The sequence below is a fragment of the Streptomyces sp. NPDC002537 genome (assembly GCF_053594975.1).
In genome coordinates, this window is record NZ_JBSFWT010000044.1 from 19,696 (window position 1) to 43,220 (window position 23,525).

Annotated in this window: 17 protein-coding genes and 1 CRISPR repeat array; of the genes, 7 read left to right on the forward strand and 10 right to left on the reverse strand. The window is 70.5% G+C overall.

Annotated elements, in window-relative coordinates:
• Window positions 1-368: 368 nt before the first annotated feature.
• The 6 genes from ACWD4A_RS20465 to ACWD4A_RS20490 form a co-directional block, all read right to left on the reverse strand.
• Window positions 369-2,159: a trypsin-like serine peptidase gene (locus ACWD4A_RS20465; RefSeq protein WP_451195739.1), complete on the reverse strand. Its 1,791-nt coding sequence runs from the start codon at window positions 2,157-2,159 to the stop codon at window positions 369-371.
• Between the two features lie 145 nt (window positions 2,160-2,304).
• The gene (locus ACWD4A_RS20470; RefSeq protein ID WP_451195741.1) at window positions 2,305-3,459 is read right to left on the reverse strand and encodes an XdhC family protein; all 1,155 of its coding nucleotides are present in this window, start codon (window positions 3,457-3,459) and stop codon (window positions 2,305-2,307) included.
• Between the two features lie 352 nt (window positions 3,460-3,811).
• Window positions 3,812-5,275 (reverse strand): NCS2 family permease, encoded by a 1,464-nt coding sequence (locus ACWD4A_RS20475; RefSeq protein ID WP_451195743.1) that lies wholly within the window; start codon window positions 5,273-5,275, stop codon window positions 3,812-3,814.
• A gap of 182 nt (window positions 5,276-5,457) precedes the next feature.
• A complete protein-coding gene (gene pucD, locus ACWD4A_RS20480) occupies window positions 5,458-7,848 on the reverse strand; it encodes a xanthine dehydrogenase subunit D (RefSeq protein ID WP_451195745.1) in 2,391 nt (796 codons plus the stop codon).
• Window position 7,849: 1 nt separating this feature from the next.
• Window positions 7,850-8,425 carry a (2Fe-2S)-binding protein gene (locus tag ACWD4A_RS20485; protein ID WP_451195747.1) on the reverse strand — a complete coding sequence of 192 codons (576 nt, stop codon included), beginning with the start codon at window positions 8,423-8,425 and terminating at the stop codon, window positions 7,850-7,852.
• On the reverse strand, window positions 8,416-9,303 hold the full coding sequence (locus ACWD4A_RS20490) for an FAD binding domain-containing protein (RefSeq protein WP_451195748.1): 888 nt from the start codon (window positions 9,301-9,303) through the stop codon (window positions 8,416-8,418). Before ACWD4A_RS20490 ends, ACWD4A_RS20485 begins: the two co-directional genes overlap by 10 nt.
• Window positions 9,304-9,548: 245 nt before the next feature.
• Here ACWD4A_RS20490 and ACWD4A_RS20495 point away from each other — a divergent pair, with 245 nt between their 5' ends.
• Window positions 9,549-11,246 (forward strand): PucR family transcriptional regulator, encoded by a 1,698-nt coding sequence (locus tag ACWD4A_RS20495; protein WP_451195750.1) that lies wholly within the window; start codon window positions 9,549-9,551, stop codon window positions 11,244-11,246.
• A gap of 107 nt (window positions 11,247-11,353) precedes the next feature.
• Here the strand turns inward: ACWD4A_RS20495 and ACWD4A_RS20500 are convergent, their stop codons facing one another.
• Window positions 11,354-11,794, reverse strand: a complete 441-nt coding sequence (locus tag ACWD4A_RS20500; RefSeq protein ID WP_451195754.1) for a hypothetical protein — start codon at window positions 11,792-11,794, stop codon at window positions 11,354-11,356.
• Window positions 11,795-11,970: 176 nt separating this feature from the next.
• Between ACWD4A_RS20500 and ACWD4A_RS20505 the strand changes: the two genes are divergently transcribed.
• The 3 genes from ACWD4A_RS20505 to ACWD4A_RS20515 all read left to right on the forward strand — a co-directional run bounded on the left by ACWD4A_RS20505 (window position 11,971) and on the right by ACWD4A_RS20515 (window position 13,845).
• Complete coding sequence (locus ACWD4A_RS20505; RefSeq protein WP_451195756.1) at window positions 11,971-12,588, forward strand: hypothetical protein; 618 nt, start codon at window positions 11,971-11,973, stop codon at window positions 12,586-12,588.
• A gap of 5 nt (window positions 12,589-12,593) precedes the next feature.
• Window positions 12,594-13,352, forward strand: a complete 759-nt coding sequence (locus ACWD4A_RS20510; protein WP_451195758.1) for an isocitrate lyase/PEP mutase family protein — start codon at window positions 12,594-12,596, stop codon at window positions 13,350-13,352.
• Window positions 13,353-13,461: 109 nt separating this feature from the next.
• Window positions 13,462-13,845 carry a VOC family protein gene (locus ACWD4A_RS20515; RefSeq protein ID WP_451195760.1) on the forward strand — a complete coding sequence of 128 codons (384 nt, stop codon included), beginning with the start codon at window positions 13,462-13,464 and terminating at the stop codon, window positions 13,843-13,845.
• A gap of 49 nt (window positions 13,846-13,894) precedes the next feature.
• On the opposite strand, the gene ACWD4A_RS20520 is transcribed toward ACWD4A_RS20515, so the two are convergent.
• The 3 genes from ACWD4A_RS20520 to ACWD4A_RS20530 all read right to left on the reverse strand — a co-directional run bounded on the left by ACWD4A_RS20520 (window position 13,895) and on the right by ACWD4A_RS20530 (window position 15,596).
• Window positions 13,895-14,083: a DUF397 domain-containing protein gene (locus ACWD4A_RS20520; protein ID WP_451195762.1), complete on the reverse strand. Its 189-nt coding sequence runs from the start codon at window positions 14,081-14,083 to the stop codon at window positions 13,895-13,897.
• On the reverse strand, window positions 14,080-14,889 hold the full coding sequence (locus tag ACWD4A_RS20525) for a helix-turn-helix domain-containing protein (protein ID WP_451195764.1): 810 nt from the start codon (window positions 14,887-14,889) through the stop codon (window positions 14,080-14,082). The genes ACWD4A_RS20520 and ACWD4A_RS20525 overlap by 4 nt, the downstream gene beginning before the upstream one ends.
• A 113-nt stretch (window positions 14,890-15,002) precedes the next feature.
• Entirely contained in the window at window positions 15,003-15,596 is a 594-nt protein-coding gene (locus ACWD4A_RS20530; protein WP_451195766.1) for a nucleoside deaminase, read from the reverse strand.
• Between the two features lie 199 nt (window positions 15,597-15,795).
• Here ACWD4A_RS20530 and ACWD4A_RS20535 point away from each other — a divergent pair, with 199 nt between their 5' ends.
• From ACWD4A_RS20535 to casB, 3 genes are all read left to right on the forward strand, one after another.
• A complete protein-coding gene (locus ACWD4A_RS20535) occupies window positions 15,796-16,251 on the forward strand; it encodes a pyridoxamine 5'-phosphate oxidase family protein (protein ID WP_451195768.1) in 456 nt (151 codons plus the stop codon).
• A gap of 518 nt (window positions 16,252-16,769) precedes the next feature.
• Window positions 16,770-17,409: a CRISPR direct-repeat array (repeat unit 30 nt; unit sequence GTGATCCCCGCGCATGCGGGGGTGGTCCCG).
• 330 nt (window positions 17,410-17,739) lie between these two features.
• On the forward strand, window positions 17,740-22,557 hold the full coding sequence (gene casA, locus ACWD4A_RS20540; protein WP_451195769.1) for a type I-E CRISPR-associated protein Cse1/CasA: 4,818 nt from the start codon (window positions 17,740-17,742) through the stop codon (window positions 22,555-22,557).
• Window positions 22,554-23,441 (forward strand): type I-E CRISPR-associated protein Cse2/CasB, encoded by an 888-nt coding sequence (casB, locus tag ACWD4A_RS20545; RefSeq protein WP_451195771.1) that lies wholly within the window; start codon window positions 22,554-22,556, stop codon window positions 23,439-23,441. The genes casA and casB overlap by 4 nt, the downstream gene beginning before the upstream one ends.
• Window positions 23,442-23,525 lie beyond the last annotated feature (84 nt).

Genomic DNA, 23,525 nt, shown 5'->3' on the forward strand with positions numbered 1-23,525 from the left:
CAACCGGCGGGTTCAGCCGACCGGCGCCACCCGTTCATCGGCTGACGCTCAGCCGGCCGGTGAATGCCCGGCGAATCCCGGGCGTCCGGCGCCTCTTGCCCAGCTGACGCCGGATCAGCCGGTACCGACCGGCGGGTTCAGCCGGCCGATGCCCGTCGCCCTTCACCGGCCGACACCCGGTCGGCCGGTGAAGGGACGGCGTGCCCCAGAGGCCGATGGTCCCTGCCGTGGCTGACGCCGGCAGGCCGGTGCTGACCGGCAAGTTCAGCCGGCCTGCGCCGGGCTCTTCACCGGCTGACGCTCAGCCAGTCGGTAAGGGCCCGGCGAACGCCGGGCATCCGGCACTCCCCGCCGTGACTGACGCCGAGTCAGCTGCCGTTGACCAGTGGGATCCACGTGCCGAGGGTGTCCGCGGTGGTGCCTTCGTAGAGCGAGGTCTCGCCGTCGAGCCAGCGGACGAGGAGGCCGTCGGCTCGGCCCGAGCCGCTGAAGTCGCCCGCGGTCATCGCCGGGGACGCCCAGGACGCGTTGGGGGCCTGGAGCCGGGTGCCGGAGAGCCCGCTGCCGGTGAGCGTGAAGCTGCCCAGGGAGCCGTCGGCCCAGCGGGCGATCAGCCGCGAGCGGTCCTGGCCCGCGGGGAGCGCGCTGGTGAGGGCCGCGGAGTTGCGCCAGAACGAGCCGGGGTCGGCGAGGCGGCGCTCGGTGCCCGTGCCGGCCGGACCCACGCCGCTGTGCAGGGTGACCTTGCCGTCGGCCCAGCGCACGATCACGTCGTTCGCCCGGTCGGAGGTGTAGCGGCCGGCCGTGATCTGCGCGGCGTCCTTCCAGGCGGAGCCCCCGGCGGCGAGGGTGTACTCCTTCTTGTTGTCGAAGCCCGTCGGGTCGACGTCCTCGTAGTAGCTGACCTTGCCGGTGTCCCAGCGCACCATGACGTCGGGGCGGCCGGTGCCGCTGAAGTCGCCACTGGTGACGGCCTGGGCGCGCTTCCAGTAGCTCTGCGGCTTGGCGAGCTGCCGCTCGGCGCCGAAGCCACCCTTGCCGTCGCCGGGGTAGAGGGTGACCTCGCCGTCGCTCCAGACCGTCAGCAGGTCGTCGCGGCCGTCGCCGTCGTAGTCGCCGGAGACCGTGAACCTGGCATGGCTCCACGTAGACGCGCTGCCGGCCAGCCGGGCGCCGTCGGACGGCGGCTGGTACGGGTCGCGGACGGGCGTCCGGTCGGCGACCGCGTCCTGGTAGAGGTCCTGGATCTCGCGGCCGTGGACCGGGGAGTAGCTGATCCAGTCGTCGCCGGTGGCGTTGCCGCCGCCGTTCCAGCCGCCGAGGTTGCCGATGACGTCGCCAGTGCGGTTCTTGGCGTCGTAGTTGGCGATCCAGGGGCTGCCGGAGGTGCCGCCGTAGAAGCCGCCGCACACCATCTGGAGCTGGCGGTAGCCCGCGAGCCGCGAGGTGGGCACGGTGCAGCTGACGGCCTTCTGGTCCGGGTTGCGCGAACCCGGGTAGCCGGTCACGGTGACCGTGCTGGTCCAGCGCGGGGTGGGGGTCAGCCGGAGGGCACCGGTGCTGTCCTCCACGGTGGCGCCCCGGGCGTTCGGGGAGACGCGGGCGAAGCCGAAGTCCAGGTCGGAGTCCGGCCCCTTGCTGTTCCTGGTGTAGCGGGGGTCGGTGAAGACCCGGTCCACGGGGAAGACGCCGTACGGCTGGCGGGCCGCGTCCAGGCCCTTGCGGTACTGCGGCACGAAGATGCGCTGGCCGCCGCCCGCGAGGGACTTGGCGCAGTGGCCGGCGGTGAGCACGAGGTTGCGGCCCGCGCTGTGCACCACGCTGGCGGTGCAGTACGTGGGGCCGTCGGGGCCCGCGCTGCTGAAGAACGTCCCGACCATGGGCAGGCCGTCGCCGTACGTGCCCTGCGGCGTGCCGGACGGCGCGGCGGCGGCCAGGCCGCGGGCGCGCGGCGCCATGGCGGCGGGTGCGGTGGCGCGGACCGCGTCGGCGGGCTTGGCACTCGCCATGCGCTCCGCCGTCCAGTACTTCTCCGCCGCGCGCGCGTCGGACGGGGCGGGTGCCGGGGCGGCGAGGGCCGCGGTGGCGGCGGCGGTCGTGCCGCCCGCCGCCAGACAGAGCGCGACGGCGAGGGTCCGGGACCATCTGAAGGAAGCCAAGGTAACTCTCTGAGCTGGGAAAACAGGACAGTGCGGGGCATCGTGCCACACGGCATGAACACGCCCGGCAGCGGCGTCCGGAACCCCAGCTTCCGAGGTCTGCGAGATCTGCGAGATTTATGAGGCGTATGGGGTCTATAAGTCGTCAGGCCGCTCGCGCGTCCCGGTGGATGGGGGTGTGCGCCCCGGTGAGCGGTGTCCCCGTGCCGCCGCGGCGGGCGGCGACGATCTCGGCGGCTATGGACAGCGCGGTCTCCTCGGGGGTCCGGGCCCCGAGGTCCAGGCCGATGGGCGAGCGCAGCCGGTCCAGCTCCCGCTCACCGACCCCCGCCCTGCGCAGCCGCCCGAGCCGGTCCTCGTGCGTGCGGCGGGAGCCCATCGCGCCGACGTAGGCGACCGGCAGCCGCAACGCCCGTTCCAGCAGCGGGATGTCGAACTTCGCGTCGTGGGTGAGGACGCACAGCACCGAACGGCCGTCCAGCTCCTGGGAGTCGAGGTAGCGGTGCGGCCAGTCCACCACGACCTCGTCGGCGCCGGGGAAGCGGTCGGCGGTGGCGAAGACGGGGCGGGCGTCGCAGACCGTGACGTGGTAGCCGAGGAACTTGCCGACGCCCACGAGCGCGGCCGCGAAGTCCACCGCCCCGAAGACGACCATGCGGGGCGGCGGGAGGCTGGACTCGACCAGCAGCACCACCTGCTCTCCGCAGCGCGAACCGCTCTCCCCCGCCCCGTCGGCGCCGTACGCCACCCGCACGGTGCCCGTGTGCCCGAGGTCCAGCAGCGCCGCCGTCTCCCGCGCGGCGGCGTCGTCGAGCGCGCCGGGACCGCCGAGGGTGCCGGAACGCGTGCCGTCGGGCCCTACGAGCAGGGGGCGGCCCAACAGCGCGGGCGGGCCCTCGACGACGCGCGCGAGTGCCGTCGTCCCACCGCGCGCGGCGGCGGCCAGCGCGGCCGCGTGCACCGCCCGGTCCGGGGCGTCCGCCCGTACCGGGGTGACGAGGATGTCGATGACGCCACCGCAGGTCAGCCCCACCGCGAAGGCGTCCTCGTCGGAGTAGCCGAACCGTTCCAGCACGCTGGTGCCCGCGGCGCCGTCCGCCAGTGCCTCCCGGCAGAGGTCGTAGACGGCGCCTTCGACGCACCCGCCGGACACCGACCCGATGGCCGTACCGTCCCGGTCCACGGCGAGAGCGGCCCCCGGCTGCCGGGGCGCGCTGCCGCGCACGGCGACGACGGTGGCCACCGCGAAGTCTCTGCCTTCTTCGCACCAGCGGTGCAGGTCCTCTGCGAGGTCGAGCATGGTTCTGTCCCCTCGGTATGTATTCCAGTGTGCGGCCGGTGGGTGGCGGCGGGCTTTGTTCCCCAGCCCCGCCCCTTCCCGCAGCATCCGATGTGCGGCTCCGCCGCGTGGCGGGGGAGACCCCCGGACCCCCGACCGCGCTCCGCGCGATGTCGTCCTCAAACTCCCCCAGCTACCTCCCCCAGACTCCGTCCGGGGGGACCCCCAGGAGGTGCCCCCAGGACGGGCTGAAATGCCCGCAGGTTGCGGACTACGGCCGGCAAATCCAGCCCGTCCGGCGTTTGAGGACGCGGCCGCAGGCCGCCACCGCCGCAGGCGCGAACCGGCCCGCAGGCGACAGCCGACGTCAGGGCTACCCCACCCCCAACCACCCCTCGATCGGATGCAGCGCGAAGTACACGCCGAAAACAACGGTGAGCACCCACATGAAAAACCCGGGCTCCCGCCACTTGCCCTCCGCCGTCCTGATCGCCGTGTGGGCGATGATCCCCGCCCCCACCCCCGCCGTGATCGAGTACGTGAACGGCATCAGCACCACGGTCAGGAACGCCGGCACGGCCACCGCGCTGTCCCCCCAGTCGACGTGCCGCGCGTTGCTCATCATCATCGCGCCGATGACGACGAGGGCCGCCGCCGCCACCTCGCCGGGCACGATCCGCGTGAGCGGGGTGAAGAAGAGGCAGGCGGTGAAGAAGAGTCCGGTGACGACGGAGGAGAGCCCCGTACGGGCGCCCTCGCCGACGCCGGTGGCCGATTCGATGAAGACGGTCTGGCCGGAGGCACCGGCGACGCCGCCGATCGCCCCGCCCGCGCCGTCGATGAACAGGGCCTTGCTCAGCCCCGGCATCCGCCCCTTGTCGTCCACGAGCCGCGCCTCCGTGCCGACGCCGATGATGGTGGCCATCGCGTCGAAGAACCCGGCCAGCACCAGCGTGAAGACGATCATCCCGACGCTCATGGCGCCGAGCGAGCCCCAGCCGCCGAACTCGACGTGGCCGAAGAGCGAGAAGTCGGGCATGGAGACCGCGCTGCCCTTGAGTGCGGGCGCGCCGTTCTGCCAGGTCCTGGCCGGGAGGCCGGCGACGGCGTTGACGACGACCGCGAGGACGGTGCCGGCGACGATGCCGATGAGGATCGCGCCGGGGACCTTGCGGGCCTGGAGCATCAGGACGGACAGCAGGGTGATGCAGAAGATGAGGACGGGCCAGCCCGCGAGTTCGCCTGCGGGGCCGAGGGTGACCGGCCCGCCGCCGCCCGTGGCGGCGTGCACGAACCCGGCCTTGACCAGGCCGATCAGGGCGATGAACATGCCGATGCCCATGGTGATGGCGTGTTTGAGGGCCTGCGGTATCGCGTTCATGATGAGTTCGCGGAGGCCGGTGACGGCCAGGAGCACGATGACCGCGCCGTAGAGCACGCACATGCCCATCGCCTGCGGCCAGGTCATATGGGGGGCGACCTGGGTGGAGAGCACTCCGGAGACGCCGAGTCCGGCGGCGAGGGCGAGCGGCACCTTGCCGACGAGCCCCATGAGCAGGGTGCAGCCGGCGGCGGCGAGCGCGGTGGCGGTGATCAGGGCGCCGTGTCCGAGGGTGTGCCGGCCGGCGTCCGGGCCGGACAGGATCAGCGGGTTGAGGAGCAGGATATAGCACATCGCCATGAAGGTGGTGACGCCGCCGCGGATCTCGCGCGCGACGGTGGAGCCTCGCTCACTGATGTGGAAGTACCGGTCGAGCCGGGACCGTCCGGCGGGTGGACACGGGCCCGCGCCCGTGTGCTCCGCCGTGGTCCCGGTCTCCACGGACGAGTGGGTCATGATGCCTTCCCAAGGTTCAGAGGGGCACCCGCGGGCGACCGGTGGAACCGGTGGAACGGCCACGGGATTTGGGAGGTGGAGCGGCTGCACGACCCGGGGGACGGCCCGAGACGAAGGGAATTGGACCACACTGCTCGGACCGCACCACCCGTAGGGGGCTGACGGGCGCGGTCGGATGTCGGTCAGGTGCCGGTGAGGTGTTCGGGCCGCACCGGCACCCGGTTCAGCGGCAGCCCGGTGGCGGCGCGGATCGCGGCGACGACGGCCGGGGTGGAGGACAGGGTGGGCGCCTCGCCGACGCCGCGCAGGCCGTACGGGGCGTGGTCGTCGGCGAGTTCGAGCATGTCGACCGGTATGGCCGGGGTGTCCAGGATGGTGGGGATGAGGTAGTCGGTGAAGGAGGGGTTGCGGACCCTGCCGTCGGCCGCGACGACGATCTCCTCCATGACGGCCAGTCCGAGGCCCTGGGTGGTGCCGCCCTGGATCTGGCCCACGACCGAGAGCGGGTTGAGGGCCTTGCCGACGTCCTGGGCACAGGCGAGTTCGACGACCTTGACGAGCCCGAGTTCGGTGTCGACCTCGACGACGGCGCGGTGGGCGGCGAAGGAGTACTGCACATGCCCGTCGCCCTGGCCCGTCGTCAGGTCGAAGGCCTGGGTGGGGCGGTGCCGCCACTCCAGCTCGACGTCGACGGCCTCGCCCTCCAGCACATCGGCCAGGCCGGCGAGCGCCTCGCCCGATTCGGTGACCACCTTGCCGCCCTCCAGCAGGAGTTCGGCGTTCTGCCAGGCGGGGTGGTACGTCCCGAACCTGGCCCGGCCGATCCCCAGGACCTTCTCCCGTACGGCCTCGCAGGCGTGCCGGACGGCGCCGCCGGTGACATACGTCTGGCGGGAGGCGGAGGTGGAGCCGGCCGAACCGACCCGGGTGTCGGCCGGCTGGATGGTCACCTGGGTGACACCGAGCTCGGTGCGGGCGATCTGGGCGTGGACGGTGACGCCGCCCTGCCCGACCTCCGCCATGGCCGTGTGCACGGTGGCGACCGGCACCCCGGCCACGACCTCCAGCCGTACCCGGGCGGTGGAGTAGTCGTCGAAGCCCTCGGAGAACCCGACGTTCTTGATGCCGACCGCGTAGCCGACGCCCCGGACGACGCCCTCGCCGTGGGTGGTGTTCGACAGCCCGCCCGGCAGGGCGCGCACGTCCGGCGGGCCGCCCGCGCTCTCCCACTCCCGCTCGGGCGGCATCGGCATCGCCTTGACGCGACGCAGGAGTTCGGCGACCGGCGCCGGGGAGTCCACGATCTGGCCGGTGGGCATGACCGCGCCCTGCGCCATGGCGTTGCGCTGCCGCAGCTCGACCGGGTCCATGTCCAGCGCGGCGGCCAGCTTGTCCATCTGCGCCTCGTAGGCGAAGCACGCCTGCACCGCGCCGAAGCCGCGCATCGCGCCGCAGGGCGGGTTGTTGGTGTAGAGGCCGACGGCCTCGCTGTCCACGTTGTCGACGACGTACGGGCCGACGGACAGCGAGGCGGCGTTGCCGACGACCGCCGGGGTGGACGAGGCGTACGCGCCGCCGTCCAGGACGATGCGGCAGCTGACGAACAGCAACTCGCCGTCCCGGGTGGCGCCGTGCTCGTAGTGCAGCTTGGCGGGGTGGCGGTGGACGTGGCCGAAGAACGACTCGAAGCGGTTGTAGACCATCTTGACGGGCCGTCCGGTGCGCAGCGCGAGGAGGCACGCGTGCGCCTGCATGGAGAGGTCCTCGCGGCCGCCGAAGGCGCCGCCGACGCCGGAGAGCGTCATCCGCACCTTGGCCTCGGGCAGTCCGAGGACGGGGGCGATCTGCCGCAGGTCGGCGTGCAGCCACTGGGTGGCGATGTAGAGGTCGACACCGCCGTCCTCGGCGGGCACGGCGAGTCCGGACTCGGGTCCGAGGAAGGCCTGGTCCTGCATGCCGACCTCGTAGTCGCCGGTGACGACGACGTCGGCGCGGGCACGGGCGGCGGCGACGTCGCCACGCCGCACGGGCTGCCGGTGGACGATGTTCGGGTGGGGCACGTGGGGTGCGTGGTCGTCGGTGCGGCCCGGGTGCAGGACGGGGGCGCCGGGGCGGGTGGCGGACTCCTCGTCGGTGACGGCGGGCAGTTGCTCGTACTCGACCTTGATCTTCGCGGCGGCGCGGCGGGCGGTCTCGGGGTGGTCGGCGGCGACGAGGGCGACGGGTTCGCCGTGGTAGCGGACCACCCCGTCGGCGAGCACGGGGGTGTCCTCGATCTCCAGGCCGTAGCGGGTCGCGGCGGGGAGGTCGGCGTGGGTGAGCACGGCGTACACGCCAGGGGTGGCGAAGGCCTCGGAGAGGTCGATCGAGAGGATGCGGGCGTGGGTGTGGGGGCTGCGGAGGGTGACACCCCAGAGCATGTCCTCGTGCCACAGGTCGGAGGCGTAGGCGAAGTCCCCGGTGACCTTCAGGATGCCATCGGGGCGCTGGGTGGACTCGCCGATGCCGCCGCGGGTGCGGCTGCCCTGGGTGAGAGCGGTGGGGGTGCGGACGATTCCCGGTTCGGTGCCCACGTCAGCTCCCCTCACCCGCGCGGGCGGCCGCGAGGCGCACCGCGTCGAGGATCTTCTCGTAACCGGTGCAGCGGCAGAGGTTGCCCGAGAGCGCCTCGCGGATGTCGGCGTCGGTGGGATCGGGATTGTGCTCCAGGAGTTCGTCGGCGGCGACGAGCAGGCCGGGGGTGCAGAAGCCGCACTGGACGGCACCGGAGTCGATGAACGCCTGCTGGATCGGGGCGAGTTGAGTATCTGATGCATCATCAGGGCGTGGCTGCCAACGCCGGAACTCGTCCAGTCCCGTACCCTCGGCGCGGTCCGTGAGGCGCGTGCCCGCCACGCGCCGCTCCGCGTGGTCGGCGAGCCCTTCCACGGTGACGACCGAGCGGCCCTCGACCTGACCCGCCGCGACCAGGCAGGCGCACACCGGAACACCGTCGAGCCGGACGGTACAGGACCCGCATTCGCCTTGTTCGCAGGCGTTCTTGGAACCGGGCAGGCCCAGCCGCTCGCGCAGGACGTAGAGGAGGCTCTCGCCTTCCCAGACGTCGTCGGCCTGCTGCGGCCGCCCGTTGACCTCGAAGTTCACGCGCATCGGAGGTTCCTCTCCCTGCCACGGTACGCCTCCCAGGCCCAGCCGAGCGTCCGGCGGGCCATGACGCCCACCGCGTGCCGCCGGTACCGGGCGCTGCCGCGCACGTCGTCGATCGGACTGCAGGCACCGGCGGCGAGTTCGGCGAACCGCGCGGCGAGGGAGGGTGCGAGGGGCGCGCCGGATTCCCAGAGTCCGGCCTCCTCCAGCGCGGCGGCGAGAAACTCCTCCGCCGCCCGGGCCCGTACGGGCGTGGGCGCGGCCGAACCGATGCCGGTCCGCACGGTGCGGGTCTCCGGGTGCAGGGCGAGGCCGAACGCGCAGACCGCGATGACCATGGCGTTGCGGGTGCCGACCTTGGAGAACTGCTGCGGCCCGTCGGCCTTCCTGATGCGCACCGCCCGGATCAACTCGTCCGGCGCCAGGGCGTTGCGCTTCACGCCGGTGTAGAACTCGTCCACCGGGATCAGCCGGGTGCCGCGCACCGACTCCGCCTCCACCTCGGCGCCCGCCGCCAGCAGCGCGGGGTGCGCGTCCCCGGCCGGGGACGCCGCGCCGAGATTGCCGCCCACGCTGCCGCGGTTGCGGATCTGCGGGGAGCCGACGGTGTGCGAGGCGAGCGCGAGGCCGGGCAGCGGCCCGCGGAGCTCCGCGACGATCCGCGCGTACGGAACGGACGCACCGAGGCGGACGTCCCGCTCACCGACCTCCCATTCGTACAAATCGCCGATGCGATTCAGGTCCAGCAGATACTCCGGACGGCGCCGGTCGAAGTTGATCTCGACCATCACGTCCGTGCCGCCCGCGATGGGGACGGCCGCGGGGTGCTCCGCCTTCGCGGCGAGCGCCTCCTCCCAGCTGCCGGGGCGCAGGAAGTCCATGGATCTTCTCTTCTCGATCGGGTCCCGAGGGGCGGTTCGAGGGGGGTGGCCGGCCGGGCGCTTCATGTCCTGTTCACACGGCGTGGAACCAGTACATGCCCGGCCGAGCACCCGGGTGCAGTCACCGAAACCATGAAGCGGTTCGCTGGCCATGCCCCATGTCTTGTAGATTCGAACGAAAGACGGGGTTCAGAAACCCCACTGCATTCCATTGGTTACAACAAGACAGATCGGCGGCGACCACGATGCGGCTGCGCGCACTCCTGGAGACCGAAGCGCTGGGCCTTCGGCTGCTCGGCGGCGAGGACGAGCTGGACCGCTCCGTGCGCGGCGTGATGACCACCGACCTCCGCGACCCCAGCCGGTATCTCTCCGGCGGCGAGCTGGTGCTCACGGGCCTCGCGTGGCGGCGGGAACCGGAGGACTCCGAGCGGTTCGTCCGGATCCTCACGGCGGCCGGGGTGGCCGGGCTCGCGGCGGGCGAGGCGGAGCTGCGCTCCATCCCCACCGACCTGGTGGACGCCTGCGCACGGCACCGGCTCCCGCTGTTCTCGGTGGTCGAGGACGTGTCCTTCGCGTCCATCACCGAGCACGTGGTGCGACAGGTGTCCAGCGAGCGGGCCGGTGACCTGGCGGCGGTCGTGGACCGGCACCGGCGGCTGATGACCTCCGGCCCGGCGGGCGGCGGCCCCGAGGTCGTCCTCGACCTGCTGGGCTCCGACCTGGACCTGCGGGCCTGGGTCCTCTCCCCCACCGGCCGCCCGATCGCCGGCTCCTCCCTCGCGGGCTCCGGACCCGAGCTGCCCGCGGCCGTCTGCGCGGCCCTCGCGGGCGAGCACCTGGCCGCCTCCCGCACGGGCCGCCGCGGCCCGCACCGGGTGAGCGTCGCGGGCAACACGTACTCGCTCTTCCCCATCAGCGGCGGCGGGCGCGTCGCCGCCCGCGACGTCCGCGAGACCGTCCTGTCGGACTGGCTGCTGGCCGTCGAGGCGGACGCCGGTGACTGGCCCGCGGAGCGCCTCGACCTGCTCGACGGCGTCACCCAGCTGATCGCCGTCGAGCGGGACCGCCGCGACGCCGCCCGCACGGTGCGCCGCAGGCTCGCCCAGGAGATCCTCGAACTCGTCCAGACCGGCGCGGCCCCCGCCGAGATCGCGGCCCGGCTGCGGGTGGCGGCACCCGTGCTGCTGCCCGGCCTGGGCACGGCCCCGCACTGGCAGGTCGTCGTGGCCCGCGTCGAATGGGACGGCGGCGACATGCCCGGCGGCCCGGTCGCCCAGGCCCTCCTGGAGGAGATCCTCGTCGACCCGGACGCCTCGGGCACCGAACCGTCCGACCGGATCGCCGTCGCCCACCTCGGCGACGAGGCCGTGGCACTCGTCCCGCTGCCCGCGCTGCCCACCCGCCCGGAGGGCCTGGAACCCGAAAGCGCGACCCCGGTCGCCCCCGGACTGCACGCGGACACCCTCCTCACGGCCGTCCGCGAGCCCCTCTCCCGGGGCCTGGACGACGACGGCCGCCTCACCCTCGGCGTCAGCGCCCCCGTGCACTCCGCGGAGGGCCTGCGCGGTGCCCTGGAAGAGGCCCGGCACGCCCGCCGCGTCGCCGCCGCCCGCCCGGGCCGCGTCTGCGCCGCGGGCCACCAGGAACTGGCCTCACACGTCCTGCTGCTGCCGTTCGTCCCCGACGACGTCCGCCGCGCCTTCACCGCCCGGCTCCTGGACCCCCTGCGCGACTACGACCACCGCCACCGCGCCGAACTCATCCCGACCCTGGAAGCCTTCCTCGACTGCGACGGCTCCTGGACCCGCTGCGCCACCCGCCTGCACCTGCATGTGAACACCCTGCGCTACCGCGTCGGCCGGATCGAGCAACTGACGGGGCGTGATCTCTCGCGCCTGGAGGACAAGCTGGACTTCTTCTTGGCGTTGCGGATGAGCTGACGGGACATTGGTCTGAGGGGAGCGGCGCGCCCGCGTTCCCGGATGCGTCGAAGGGCAGGAGCCGTCGAACGGCTCCTGCCCTTCAGTTTCACCGGAATGCAGCAGAGCTACAGACCGAGCTTTCTCCGCGTGCCATCGTCTACTTCGACGGCGTAGAACTGCACCATCTTCGCGGCCTCCCTCCGCGTTCTCTCACCCATGAACGGAAGCGCTGTCTCAATTAGGCCGTGCGCATTGAGAAGAGGCTCCAGGCACTGGAAATACGCAGCCGACCGAATCCCACCCTCCGGGCTCTCCATCAGCTTCTCCACGAAGGCGAAGCACCGTGCGACGAGATCACGGTCCGGGTCGCCCGCACGCAGCTGCGGCAGCAGAATGGGGTAGGAGAACGCATTTCCGAGGAGGTTGAAGTAGTCGAGAGCGACGTCTTCGTCACGAACCGCCTTGTGGACGGGCATGCCGGTCTCCTCCTCGATCGTTTCCGCCGCCTCGGGCACGAACTCGAGGAGGAGGGCCGGGATTTGACGGTAGGAGGTGACAACGGTCACGGAGTTTGTCCTTCGTTGCTTGCTTGGAGCCGTGCTGCTGCACGTCTGACGCCCCGCCCTGGATGATCCACTTTAAGGGGTTTGGCAACTTGCCGGCCCGCGCCCTTCGCGCCGCGAGAAACTCACGCCGGTCGCGGCCCAGCCGCGTTGTCAGATCCGCCCGCTAACCTGGCGCCATGCCCTTGATGAGCCACGCCGTGCTGACCGACCCGGAATTCGTCGTCCCACCGGTTCCCCACTCCTCACCTGGTGGCATCGCCTGGCTGAGGTCGTCCGTCGCGCGCTTCAGCAGTGGCGCCGCTCACCGCCGAAGGCGTGCGCTGGCGGTGGCCGAACTGGCGTCCGTCGACCCGGGCGGTCTTCGGCTGCGGGCGGCTGAGCGTGGGGACGGTCCGGTTGAGGTGCTCGCCGGAGCACTCGGCCTGCCTGCGGACGTCGCCGACGATGTCGCAGTGGTGGCGAAGTCCTACCAGCCGCATACAACGATCACCGAGGAGGCGGATCGGGCGGTCGCGCGGCTGGTCGAGGCCTGCGGCGGTGTCGCCGACGAAGCCACGGCCGGCCGGATCGGGTTGCTCGTTCAGGCCTGCGACGCGACCAAGGCCCTGGTGGCGAACACCGTGGCCGGTCGAACCGATCCGCCGGTGCCCCTGACCCGCCGAGTAGCGCCGGACGGCACTCTCGTGGAGGTCAGCCTCGCAGAAGCGCCTTTCGGGATCGGCTCCCACGCATGCCCTGGCCGTGAGCACGCGCTCGCGCTCGCGGCCGGCCTGGTGGAAGCGAGGACCCGTTGAGCACCTTGTTCCACGCATTGCACCACGCGGACCGGCCGTTGCTGCTGCCCAACGCATGGGACTTCGCGTCGGCCGCAGCGCTGGCCGCCGCCGGGTTCGCCGCTGTCGGCACGACCAGTCTCGGTGTGGCCGCGGCCAACGGCCTGCCCGACGCCGCGGGACTGGCCCGCGGCGAAACCGTCGCTTTGGCGAGGAGGTTGGTCCGGTTGCCGTGTTCGGTCACCATCGACATCGAAGGGGGCTTCAGCACCGACCCGGGGGAAGTGGGTGACCTGGTATCCGAGTTGGCCGACCTCGGGGTCGCCGGGATCAACCTGGAGGACGGGCGTGGCGACCGGCTGGCCGACCCCGCGACGCAGGTGGCGTTGATCCGCGAGGTCAAGAGACGTGTGCCCGAAATGTTCCTCAACGCCCGTGCGGACACCTACTGGACCGGGGTCGACGCCTCGGTGCCCGCGACGCTGGACCGCACGCGACGGTACGTGGACGCGGGCGCCGACGGGATCTTCGTGCCGGGCCTGGTCAGGGCGGAGGACATCGCCGCCGTGACCGCCGCCGTACCGGTGCCGGTCAACGTGCTGCACCTGCCCGCCCTCGGCCTCGACCGGTTGGCGGAATTGGGCGTGCGGCGGGTCAGCACCGGCTCCCTGCTCTTCCGTGCGGCCCTGAACGCCACGGTCGCCACGGCAGTCGCGGTCCGGGAAGGCGAACCGTTGCCCGCCGGCATCCCCAGCTATGCCGAGGTCGACGCGCTCAGTCGCTAGGCCATCGCTAGGCCACGTCTCTCCGATCAAGCCCAGAGCCTGCTGGCGGTGGTCTGCGGAGGCAGGCCGCCTATGGACGACAGGGGGCGTTCATGATCGGATTGCGGGCATGAGTTCCTTGATCCGCCATATCACCGTCGACTCGACCGATCCCTATCTTCTCGCGAGCTTCTGGGCCCAGGCCCTTGACGGCTCACTCGCTGATGACGACATGCCGGGGGATCCAGAAGCCACGGTCACGGCTGCGGGAGCCACCCTGCTGTTCATCAGGGTCGATGACCGCAAGACAGTCAAGAACCGTGTGCATTTGGACCTCCAACCCCAAGACCGCACCCGGGACGAGGAGGTCGAGCGCCTGCTCTCGCTCGGCGCCACGCTTCAGGGGGACCGTCGAAAGCCCGACGGAACGGGTTGGGTAACGCTGCACGATCCTGAGGGCAACGAGTTCTGCGTGGAACGCAGCGCGGCGGAGCGGGTCCAGGGGGTCAACTAAAGGCGAGCCCGAGCGGCCCGGCGCACCCGGACCCCTTGGAATCGATCAACTAGGTGGCAATGCTGGACGCGTAGCGTATGAAGGCTGCCCAGGCGGAGGTGGCTATGGCCAGGCGGGGGCTGCTTCTGCGTTTGGAGTCGCGGAGGTGGATGGTGAGGAGGTGGGGAGCGGCTTCGAGGCACTGGCCACCTTCGCTGTCGCTGTAGCTGGACTTGAACCATGCCGGTTCGGCACTCATAGCTCCGCTGCCAACCTCTTGATGAATCGAGCCGATTCCAGGGTGTCGAGAGCACTCATACGGATCATGGAGTAGCACTTTACGAAGTCGCTCACTCGCTTCGGCTCTGTGAGCAGAGTGCTGACCCCCTGTGCTTCCTGATAGCCGTAGAGCTTGCTTTCAGAGGTCTCCAGAACGGTGAACGAGCCGTCGAGCCCAGGGGTAGCCCCTTGGCCAATAGGCAACACCTGGATGGAGACATTACGGAACTCGCCAACCCTCAAGAGATGGTTGAGTTGCCCTTTCATCACCTCGGGTCCGCCCACCAGGCTCCTCAGCGCTGCCTCGTGAATCACGAAGCTGAACAGTGTGGTCGCCTTCGTCAGCAGCTCTTGCCGCTGCATTCGGGCCACCACTTGCGTCTCGACGGTCTCATCGTCGACGGGAGGGCAGTGACTGCCCACCAGTACACGCGCATAGTCCTCGGTCTGCAGCAGACCGGGGATGAGCAGGACCTCGTACCAGTGGATCGCGATCGCCTCAGCCTCAATGGCCATGTACTCGCGCACGCGGCTGATGAAAGGCTCCGGATCAAGGTACGGATGGGCCGCCGCCAACTTCCCCTTGGCCCCGCACATTTCATCCGCTACTTCGAGCAGATGCTGCGACGGCCGCCTCCGTCCCTGCTCCATGGACTTGACGGTCTCGGGCCCGTACCCGGCCTCCTCCGCGAGCTGCTCACGCGAGATGTCGGCCTCCGTCCGCCACAACTTGACCTGGTTCCCGGACAGTCGCCAGGCCATCGGCGGCTGGTCGTACACGCTCATGCTGAAACCCCAGACTCTCGTACCTTGTCGGTACCAACGGAAGCTAGAGCACACAAGTCGCATACGGGCCAGGGTCGAAGGAACACTCCCCGCACGGGTGAACGCTGTCCCCGTCACATGGCGAGGCCGAGGTAGAGCGGATCGGTGAGGTCCGTACGCACGTCGCGGCCCAACGCGGGCTGCCCTGGCAGCAGGGAGTGCCGGGCGATCTCGGGGAAAGGCAGGTCGATCTGCGGGACGCCGTAGGAGATGAGCGTGGCGACGGACGTCCCGTAGGCGACGGCCCGTACCCCGGTCCACAGCAGCGCTCCCGCGCACATCGCGCACGGTTCGGCGGTGCTGACCACCGCGTACGCGGAGAGGTCACGGCCCGCCGCGGCGGCCTCGCGCAGCAGGTTGACCTCCGCGTGGGCGGTGTTGTCGCCGGACAGGTCGGACGTGTTCCGGGCCCCGGCGACGACGGCCCCGGTGCCGGCGTCGACCAGGACGGCCCCGAAGGGCCAGCGCGCCGGACGGGCCCACTCCACGGCGACGGGCATGGCCCGCACCACCGCGTCCTTCAAGACGGCGGGCCAGTCGCCGGTCCACTGTCTCTCCTCGGCGAACACGGCGCTCGCCGTCGGAGCGAGTGCCGCGAGCGCCGGCAGCGGGGCCACGGCCGCAGCCGTGCGCAGGAAGTGACGTCGGGATGCTGCTGAGGAAGTCATCTTCCCTGTGTAGCGATCCGGGCGAAACCTGGGCAGCTGTTCGGGGCGCCGCCACTCCTTCGGCGGGTCAGGCGTCGCTCGACGCATGTCCCTGGGCCGATCTGGGCAGCGACGCCCGCTGATCGGACCGGCCCTACGTCCCGGGACGTACTGCCCTCGCCCGATGCGATCGGATCATTTGCTGGCTATCGTCCCGAACATGATGGAATATCCCCCGGCGCGCAGCACCGAACAGCGAAAGCGGGACGTGCTCGCGCGGCTCGAAGAGGACGTGGACGCCTGGGTCTCCACCGCTGGCGAGGACGGTATACCCCACCTCATACCGCTGTCGTTCGTCTGGCACGACGGAGCCCTGCTCATGTGCACCCGGGGGACGAACCCGACCGCCCGCAACCTCTCGCCCACCGGAACGTGTTGGATAGCCCTCGACCGGACGCGCGATGTCGTGCTCATCGAGAGCACGGCCGAAGTCGTCGCTTCCGCCGACCTGCCGACTGCCGCGGGCGACGCCTTCACGGCCAAGCTCAACTGGGACCCGCGCCCCAACGCCAATTATGTCTTCCTTCGCTTCCGGCCGCGCCGGGTACTGGCCTGGCGGGAGGAGAACGAGCTGCGGGAGCGGGAGTTGATGCAGGGTGGGGTGTGGCGCGTATGAACTCACGTTGCGCCAAGGGCGCGGGCTTACCTGCTCCGGATCCCCATGCGGCATGCCCGCCTCCTGGCCTTCCTCACACCCGTAGTGCTTGCGCTCGGGAGTCTCCAGCAGGATGAACTGGCCACACGAAGCCCCATAGGTAACACCTGAATTGACACATTGCAGGCCATACCCACAACCAGCAGGTGCTTGAGGTGAGCCCTCATCCCCTCACAGCCCCCCACCCACCACCAGACAAGGAACACTCTCCGCACGAGTGAACACCCCGACCACCACCGCTACGGGTAGGCTCGACCACGCCTGGGGTCCTTCCCGCAAAGGAGGACCCCATTGATCCGCCGCTCGACACGGCCCCGAGCTACTGCCCGTACAGGCAACGGCACTTCAGGAGATCGAAACGTCGGGGTGAGTAACAGCTACCGCCTCGCCCCGGGAGGCGCCGAATGACCGCAATGCCGGAATCCACTGTAGTGAGTAAAAACGGGTCTCCCGCAAGACAAAGTTGCTGGTCACCTCCTGTGATCCCCGCGCATGCGGGGGTGGTCCGACGCCCTGGCGTACGACAGGACGGAGCGGCAGGTGATCCCCGCGCATGCGGGGGTGGTCCCCGCGCCCTCGCTCGCTCGCTGGACGGTCATCTGTGATCCCCGCGCATGCGGGGGTGGTCCCGCGCGACGCATCCGGGGCCCTCACTGAAGTCTGTGATCCCCGCGCATGCGGGGGTGGTCCTGCTCTCGGGGCTGCTCCCGTAGAAGACGAGGTGTGATCCCCGCGCATGCGGGGGTGGTCCCAAGCCGACCAGCGATCCCTCCGTGTAGCGGGAGTGATCCCCGCGCATGCGGGGGTGGTCCCGGCTCGACAGCGGTGAACTGTCGTCCGCGGCCGTGATCCCCGCGCATGCGGGGGTGGTCCCGTCGCCGGCATCCACGACGCCCTGGTCGGCCTGTGATCCCCGCGCATGCGGGGGTGGTCCCGAATGATGTGCATCCAGTCCGGGCGCCTGATCGTGATCCCCGCGCATGCGGGGGTGGTCCCGCGTGGGTCACCGGGCGCCGCCGGCCGCGCTGGTGATCCCCGCGCATGCGGGGGTGGTCCCGCGTCGAGCATGAGGGTGAGGACCATGGTCTTGTGATCCCCGCGCATGCGGGGTTGGCCCCCGCTGACCCTTGGCGCCCTGCCACAGGTAATCGTGGTCCCCGCACGCGCGAGTGACCCGGTGAAGAGTCCAGAAGGCTGTGAGCTCCCCCGCGTCTGCGGGGCTCATTGCGATGCGATCTGCCCACCACCTTGGCAACGCGGCCCTCGATCCAACCGGAAGTTCTCACGTCCGCAGCCCAGCGCCAAGTCATCCAACTGAGGGCCACAGAGGCCAAGTAGCCTTTCGCCTGGGAGATTTGATTACCCGCGAGCAGTACCGTAATAGTAGTGGCGCGCCCATCGCTTCAGGACCACACGCTCCAGCGCACCGCATTTCCAAGGGGCACAGCCATGCCAGATTTACCAACGCGCACCGCACCCCCCACCTCAAGCCCGCCCTTCCCTCGCCTCTCCCCTACCGCCCGCATTATCTGGGCCAAGCACGACCGTCGGACCGACGACTGGCTGCCGCTGTGGCGGCACATGGCCGACAGCGCTGCGGTGGCCGGAAAGCTGTGGGATGAATGGGTTCCGGACAGCATCAAGGCTCTTGCAGCAGAGCCCATGCCGGAAGGGCATGAGGACGCGCGACGTCTCGTCGTCTTCCTCGCCTGCGCCCACGACATCGGCAAGGCGACCCCCGCCTTCGCCTGCCAGGTGGAGCCCCTCGCCGACCGTATGCGAAGCGCCGGTCTCGACATGCTCTCCGCCAAGGAGTACGGCACCGACCGGCGAATGGCTCCACACGGCCTGGCCGGTCAACTGCTTCTCCAGGAATGGCTTTCCGAGCGCCACGGAATGAGCACGCGCGCCTCCGGGCAATTCGCCGTCGTGGCGGGCGGGCATCATGGGACGCCCCCCGAGCACCAGCAAATCCACGACCTTCAGCTCCGCCCCCGCCTCCTCCGGCATCCCGGTGCGAGCGAAGCCGCGTGGAAAAAGGTGCAGGAAGAATTATTGGAAGGATTCGCCGAACTCACCGGCGTATCCGAGCGGTTCGCCGCCTGGCATGCGGTGCGGTTGCCGCAAACCGTCCAGGTATTGCTGACCGCGATCGTTATCCTGTCCGACTGGATTGCCAGCGCGCCCGAGCTGTTCCCGTACGACCCCTCGTCCTGGCAGCCCGTTGGGCCGGTCGGTGAAGCACGTCGACTCCGGGCGGCGTGGGAGGGTCTCGATCTGCCGGGGCCCTGGTCGCCGACGGAGCCCGACCAGTCGGCCGAGGCATTATTCGCCGAGCGGTTCGACCTGCCCGCCGGTGCCGAAGTCAGGCCGGTCCAGGCCGAAGCCGTACGGATGGCCCGGCTCATGCCCGCCGCCGGGCTGTTGATGATCGAGGCGCCCATGGGCGAGGGCAAGACCGAGGCGGCTTTCGCCGCGGCGGAGATCCTGGCCGCCAGGACGGGGGCAGGCGGATGCCTGGTGGCCCTGCCGACCCGCGCGACGGGGGATGCCATGTTCCCCCGCCTCCTGAAATGGCTGGAGCATCTGCCGCTCGACGGCCCGCGGTCGGTAGTCCTGGCGCACGCCAAGTCCGCGCTCAACGACATCTGGGCAGGCATGCTGCGATCCGGCTCCCGCGCCATCGCCGCTGTCGAGCTGGACCGTTCCGACCGGGTGAGCGACGTACGAGCCGCCTGCTCCGAGCCGGCAGGACTGCACGCTCACCAGTGGCTTCGCGGACGGAAGAAGGCACTCCTGGCGTCATTCGCGGTGGGGACCATCGACCAAGTCCTGTTCGCCGGGCTGAAGAGCCGCCATCTGGCACTGCGGCACCTGGCTGTGGCGGGCAAGGTCGTCATCATCGATGAAGTTCACGCGTACGACGCGTATATGAGCCGCTATCTGGACCGTGTCCTGGAGTGGCTCGCCGCCTACCGCGTACCGGTCGTGCTGCTCTCCGCGACCCTCCCGGCGGACCGGAGGCGGGCGCTGGCCGCCGCCTACTCCGGGTCGGCGGGGGCGGCGGACGATGTGCCCACCGAGACGTACCCCCTGATCACAGCCGTCGCACCGGGATCCCCGATCCTTACCGCCCAGCCCCCGGCCGCTTCCGGACGCCGTACGGAAGTGACATTGGAACGACTGGACGAAGACCTCACCCTCCTCGCCGACCGGTTGGAGACAGAACTGGCAGGCGGTGGCTGCGCATTGGTCGTACGCAACACCGTCGACCGGGTGCTGGAGGCAGCCGACGTGCTGCGCGAGCGGTTCGGGGCGGACGCGGTGACCGTCACGCATTCCCGCTTTCTCGCCGCTGACCGGGCTGCCAAGGACACCTGGCTGCGGGAGCGTTTCGGCCCCGACGGGGACCGGCCCGTCGGGCCGCACATCGTCGTGGCCAGCCAGGTCGTCGAACAGTCGCTGGACGTGGACTTCGATCTGCTGGTCACCGATCTGGCCCCGGTCGACCTCCTGCTCCAGCGCATGGGCCGGTTGCACCGGCATCCGCGCAGTCGGCCCCCGCGACTGGCTCAGGCCCGCTGCCTGGTGACGGGAGTGGAGGGCTGGCAGGCGGAGCCCGTGCCGGTGCAGGGATCGTGCGCTGTCTATCAAGGTTTGTACACCCTGCTGCGAGCACTCGCGGTGCTGGAGCCACACCTCGCCGGGGCGCCGCTCGTGCTGCCGGACCACATCAGCCCGCTGGTGCAGTCAGCCTACGGTGAAGGTACGACGCCCCGCTCTGAAGAGTTGGACAAGGCTCATGCAGATCATCTGCAACTCCTGGCGGAGAAGCGGGAGAAGGCCGAGGCGTTCCTCCTCGGACCTGTCCGCCGGGCGGGGCGGCCGGTGTACGGCTGGCTTGGAGGCAACGCGGGAGACGTGGACGACAGTCGCGCAGGCCGCGCCCAGGTACGGGACAGCGAAGAGAGCCTGGAAGTTCTGGTCGTGCGGCGACTGCGCGACGGCCGGCTGACCACCGTCCCGTGGCTCGACGGCGGTCGGGGCGGTGTGGTCCTGCCCACGGACTTCCCGCCGGACAGGCGAGCCGCCGAGGCCGTCGCCGCGAGCGCAATCACCCTGCCCTGGCAGTTCTGCAAAAAACCGTGGGTGATCGACCGGACCATCGACGAACTGGAGCGATTCGTAGTTGACGCCTGGCAGGTGAAGGAATGCCCGTGGCTGGCAGGCGAGTTGCTGATCGTCCTCGACGAGGATTGTCAGACCCGTCTGGCAGGCTTCGTTCTCAGGTACAGCAGCGCCGACGGGCTGCGGGTGTCGTCCGCCGACGTGCCCACGCCCAGGGTGCCTGAGAACGGGCTCGGTTCACGAGAGGACTCCGATGATCGCCAGCAGACGCCGGAAAGCCACGCCGCCCTCGGCTCCTCCGCTCACGCAACCCCACGTGACCGCCCTGCGCCCGGGTCCAACAACGTGGAAGAAGTGAGCCTCTTGGAACCGGCAGACACCCCGTTACCCCAACCGCCCTCCTTCGACCTCACCACCTCCCCCTGGCTGCCGGTCCAGCGCCTCGACGGCAGCACGGAGGAGCTGTCCCTGCGGGACGCCTTCGCTCAGGCTCACCACATCCGGCGTCTCGTGGGCGATGTCCCCACCCAGGAGTTCGCCCTGCTCCGACTGTTGTTGGCGGTCCTCTACGACGCGTTCGACGGCAAACCGGAGGAGCTGGAGGAGTGGAGCGAGCTGTGGCACTCGCGGGATCCGTTCGCCGAAGTTCCCGGCTATCTCGACCGTCACCAGCACCGCTTCGATCTGCTGCACCCGGAGCGACCGTTCTTCCAGACTCCGGGCCTCCGCACGGGGAAGGATGAGGTCGCCTCGCTCAACAGGATCGTCGCCGACGTCCCGAACGGCGACCCGTTCTTCGCCATGCGCCGCCCCGGCGTGGATCGGCTGGCCTACGCGGAAGCGGCCCGGTGGCTGGTGCACGCGCACGCCTACGACACATCCGGCATCAAGTCCGGTATGGCGGGCGACAAACGGGCCAGGAACGGAAAGGTCTACCCGCTGGGCGTAGGGTCCGCCGGAAACCTGGGCGGGGTTTTCGCCGAGGGCACGAATCTGCGCGAAACCCTGCTGCTGAACCTGATTCCCCTCGACGAAGGCATCGTGGGGTGGGCGAGCGGCCCAGGCGAAAAAGCCGACGACCGGCCCGCTTGGGACCGCGAGCCCCTCGCCCCCGGGGAAGACCCGTACGACCGTAGGCCCGGTGGTCTGCGTGATCTCTATACGTGGCAGTCCCGGCGCATCCGCCTCCACACCAAGGACGGCGCTGTGACCGGGGTCGTCCTCGGTTACGGTGACCCGCTCAATCTGCACGCGCCCTGGAATCTGGAACCCATGTCGGCTTGGCGGCGCAGCCCCACCCAGGAGAAGAAGCAGGGGCGTCCAACGGTCTACATGCCGCAACAGCACGACCCGAGCCGGGCAGCCTGGCGTGGGCTGGCGGCTCTCCTCCCCGCCCGGCGTTCGGCCACGGATGACGCAGGCGGCGGGGAAGCACCCCGCACTCGTCCCTCCGGTGTCGTCGCCTGGTTCTCGATGCTCACCACGGAAGGGGAACTCGATCCGCTCACGCTGATCCGCGTGCGGACCATCGGGGCCGTGTACGGCACTCAGCAATCCGTCGTGGACGAGATCGTGGACGACTCCGTGGTCTTTCCCGTGGTCCTGCTCCACCAGGAGCACCCCACTTACGGGGACACCGCGGTCGACGCCGTGGCCGACGCGCAGAACGCGGTGGCAGCTCTGAGCCAGCTCGCGGGAAATCTGGCCGCAGCTGTCGGCTCGGACCCCTCCCCGGCCGCATCAGCCGCCCGCGATCTCGGATTCGGGGTGCTCGACGGCCCGTACCGGAGGTGGCTGCAGAGCCTGGCCCGGCACTCCGACCCACAGGTCGCCCGACGGCAATGGCAGACCGACGTACGTCATCGCGTCGCCCGGCTCAGTCGGAGTCTGCTCGACTCCGCGGGCCCGGCCGCGTCGGAGGGACGGGTCGTCGATGTTCCCGGCATCGGCAAGCGCTGGATCAACGATGCCCGCGCGGACCTGTGGTTCCGTCGACGGCTGAACCGGGCCCTGCCCCTGGCCGCCGGGCAGCGGGAGGTTCCGGTCTCCTCGGGGGCGGGTGTCACGGCAGACGGAGCCGTCCCGCTTCCCGTTTCCCAGCCCGGCACCCGCCATGACGACCAGGGGGTATCTGTATGACCATCAACGCGCAGCCTTCAGGAGGTACCGCCTCGGGCGGACCGTCCAACAGCCGCTCTTCCGGCCGTCATCACCATGGGCCGCGGCCCCTCCCGGGGCGCGCCACGGCCCGCTGCGTCGGCCGGCTCCAGGCTCTGTACCGCCAGGACGATCCGGTCGCCGTAGCGACTCTGGCACGGCTGCGGAGAGGCATTGGACAGCGCGCACACGAGTCCCCCGGCACCTGGGGCATCGACGGTCTCGAGGAGTTGGCCCGCCTCCGGGAAGAGCAGGGCGCCGAGTCTCTCCTGGAAAGGGGCGAAGCACCACCCAGGTTCTTCTCCGCGGACGAGGGTGGCAGGGTTGAAAGAAGGGAGACCGCAGAGGAGGAGGCGGTCCACCTTGCGGTGACCCTCTGGGCTCTCCACCAGCAGTCCGTCAGGGACGCGAATATGCACGAGTTCGAGTGGAGTCTCGGGCGGGCGGTCCGGCGCCTGGCATGGGGGAAGAGCGGTACGACAGATCCTGTCACCACGACGGACCAGGAAGGCCGGAAGGCCGGTCCTCAGTCGGATGATGAACTGAGCGAGTCGCTTCGCAAACGCTTCGTACGCGTCGGCACTGCCAACTCCTTTGATTCACTGGCTGTCCGGCTCCGTGAAATGGTGGTGCTGCTGCACAACGCACGGATTCCCCTTGACTACGGACGCCTGGCCGACCAGCTCTGTACCTGGCAGGACGAGAATCGGCGGGGGGAAGTGCGCCGGGAGTGGGGGCGCGAATTCCACTTGTCCTTCAGTGAGGGCGCACGGTCCGGTTCCGGTATACGAGTCCCGGGAGCGCCTCCCTCGTCTGCCGACGCACACGACGAATCCGGGGCCGACATGCACGACCCGGGGGATTGATCTCCTGCTTTCCCTCCCACCGTCCCGCACGTCTCCCCGGTCGTTCGGGGAATTGTGGATCCAGGGACCGAAGATATGTCCGTC

What these genes read in the sequence shown, in the direction of transcription:
- ACWD4A_RS20470 (WP_451195741.1), bottom strand. Translation starts at nt 3,459, where the DNA reads ATGCTCGACCTCGCAGAGGACCTGCACCGCTGGTGCGAAGAAGGCAGA.
- ACWD4A_RS20475 (WP_451195743.1), bottom strand. Translation starts at nt 5,275, where the DNA reads ATGACCCACTCGTCCGTGGAGACCGGGACCACGGCGGAGCACACGGGC.
- ACWD4A_RS20485 (WP_451195747.1), bottom strand. Translation starts at nt 8,425, where the DNA reads ATGCGCGTGAACTTCGAGGTCAACGGGCGGCCGCAGCAGGCCGACGAC.
- ACWD4A_RS20490 (WP_451195748.1), bottom strand. Translation starts at nt 9,303, where the DNA reads ATGGACTTCCTGCGCCCCGGCAGCTGGGAGGAGGCGCTCGCCGCGAAG.
- ACWD4A_RS20495 (WP_451195750.1), top strand. Translation starts at nt 9,549, where the DNA reads ATGCGGCTGCGCGCACTCCTGGAGACCGAAGCGCTGGGCCTTCGGCTG.
- ACWD4A_RS20505 (WP_451195756.1), top strand. Translation starts at nt 11,971, where the DNA reads ATGCCCTTGATGAGCCACGCCGTGCTGACCGACCCGGAATTCGTCGTC.
- ACWD4A_RS20515 (WP_451195760.1), top strand. Translation starts at nt 13,462, where the DNA reads ATGAGTTCCTTGATCCGCCATATCACCGTCGACTCGACCGATCCCTAT.
- ACWD4A_RS20520 (WP_451195762.1), bottom strand. Translation starts at nt 14,083, where the DNA reads ATGAGTGCCGAACCGGCATGGTTCAAGTCCAGCTACAGCGACAGCGAA.
- ACWD4A_RS20525 (WP_451195764.1), bottom strand. Translation starts at nt 14,889, where the DNA reads ATGAGCGTGTACGACCAGCCGCCGATGGCCTGGCGACTGTCCGGGAAC.
- ACWD4A_RS20530 (WP_451195766.1), bottom strand. Translation starts at nt 15,596, where the DNA reads ATGACTTCCTCAGCAGCATCCCGACGTCACTTCCTGCGCACGGCTGCG.
- ACWD4A_RS20535 (WP_451195768.1), top strand. Translation starts at nt 15,796, where the DNA reads ATGATGGAATATCCCCCGGCGCGCAGCACCGAACAGCGAAAGCGGGAC.
- casA (WP_451195769.1), top strand. Translation starts at nt 17,740, where the DNA reads ATGCCAGATTTACCAACGCGCACCGCACCCCCCACCTCAAGCCCGCCC.
- casB (WP_451195771.1), top strand. Translation starts at nt 22,554, where the DNA reads ATGACCATCAACGCGCAGCCTTCAGGAGGTACCGCCTCGGGCGGACCG.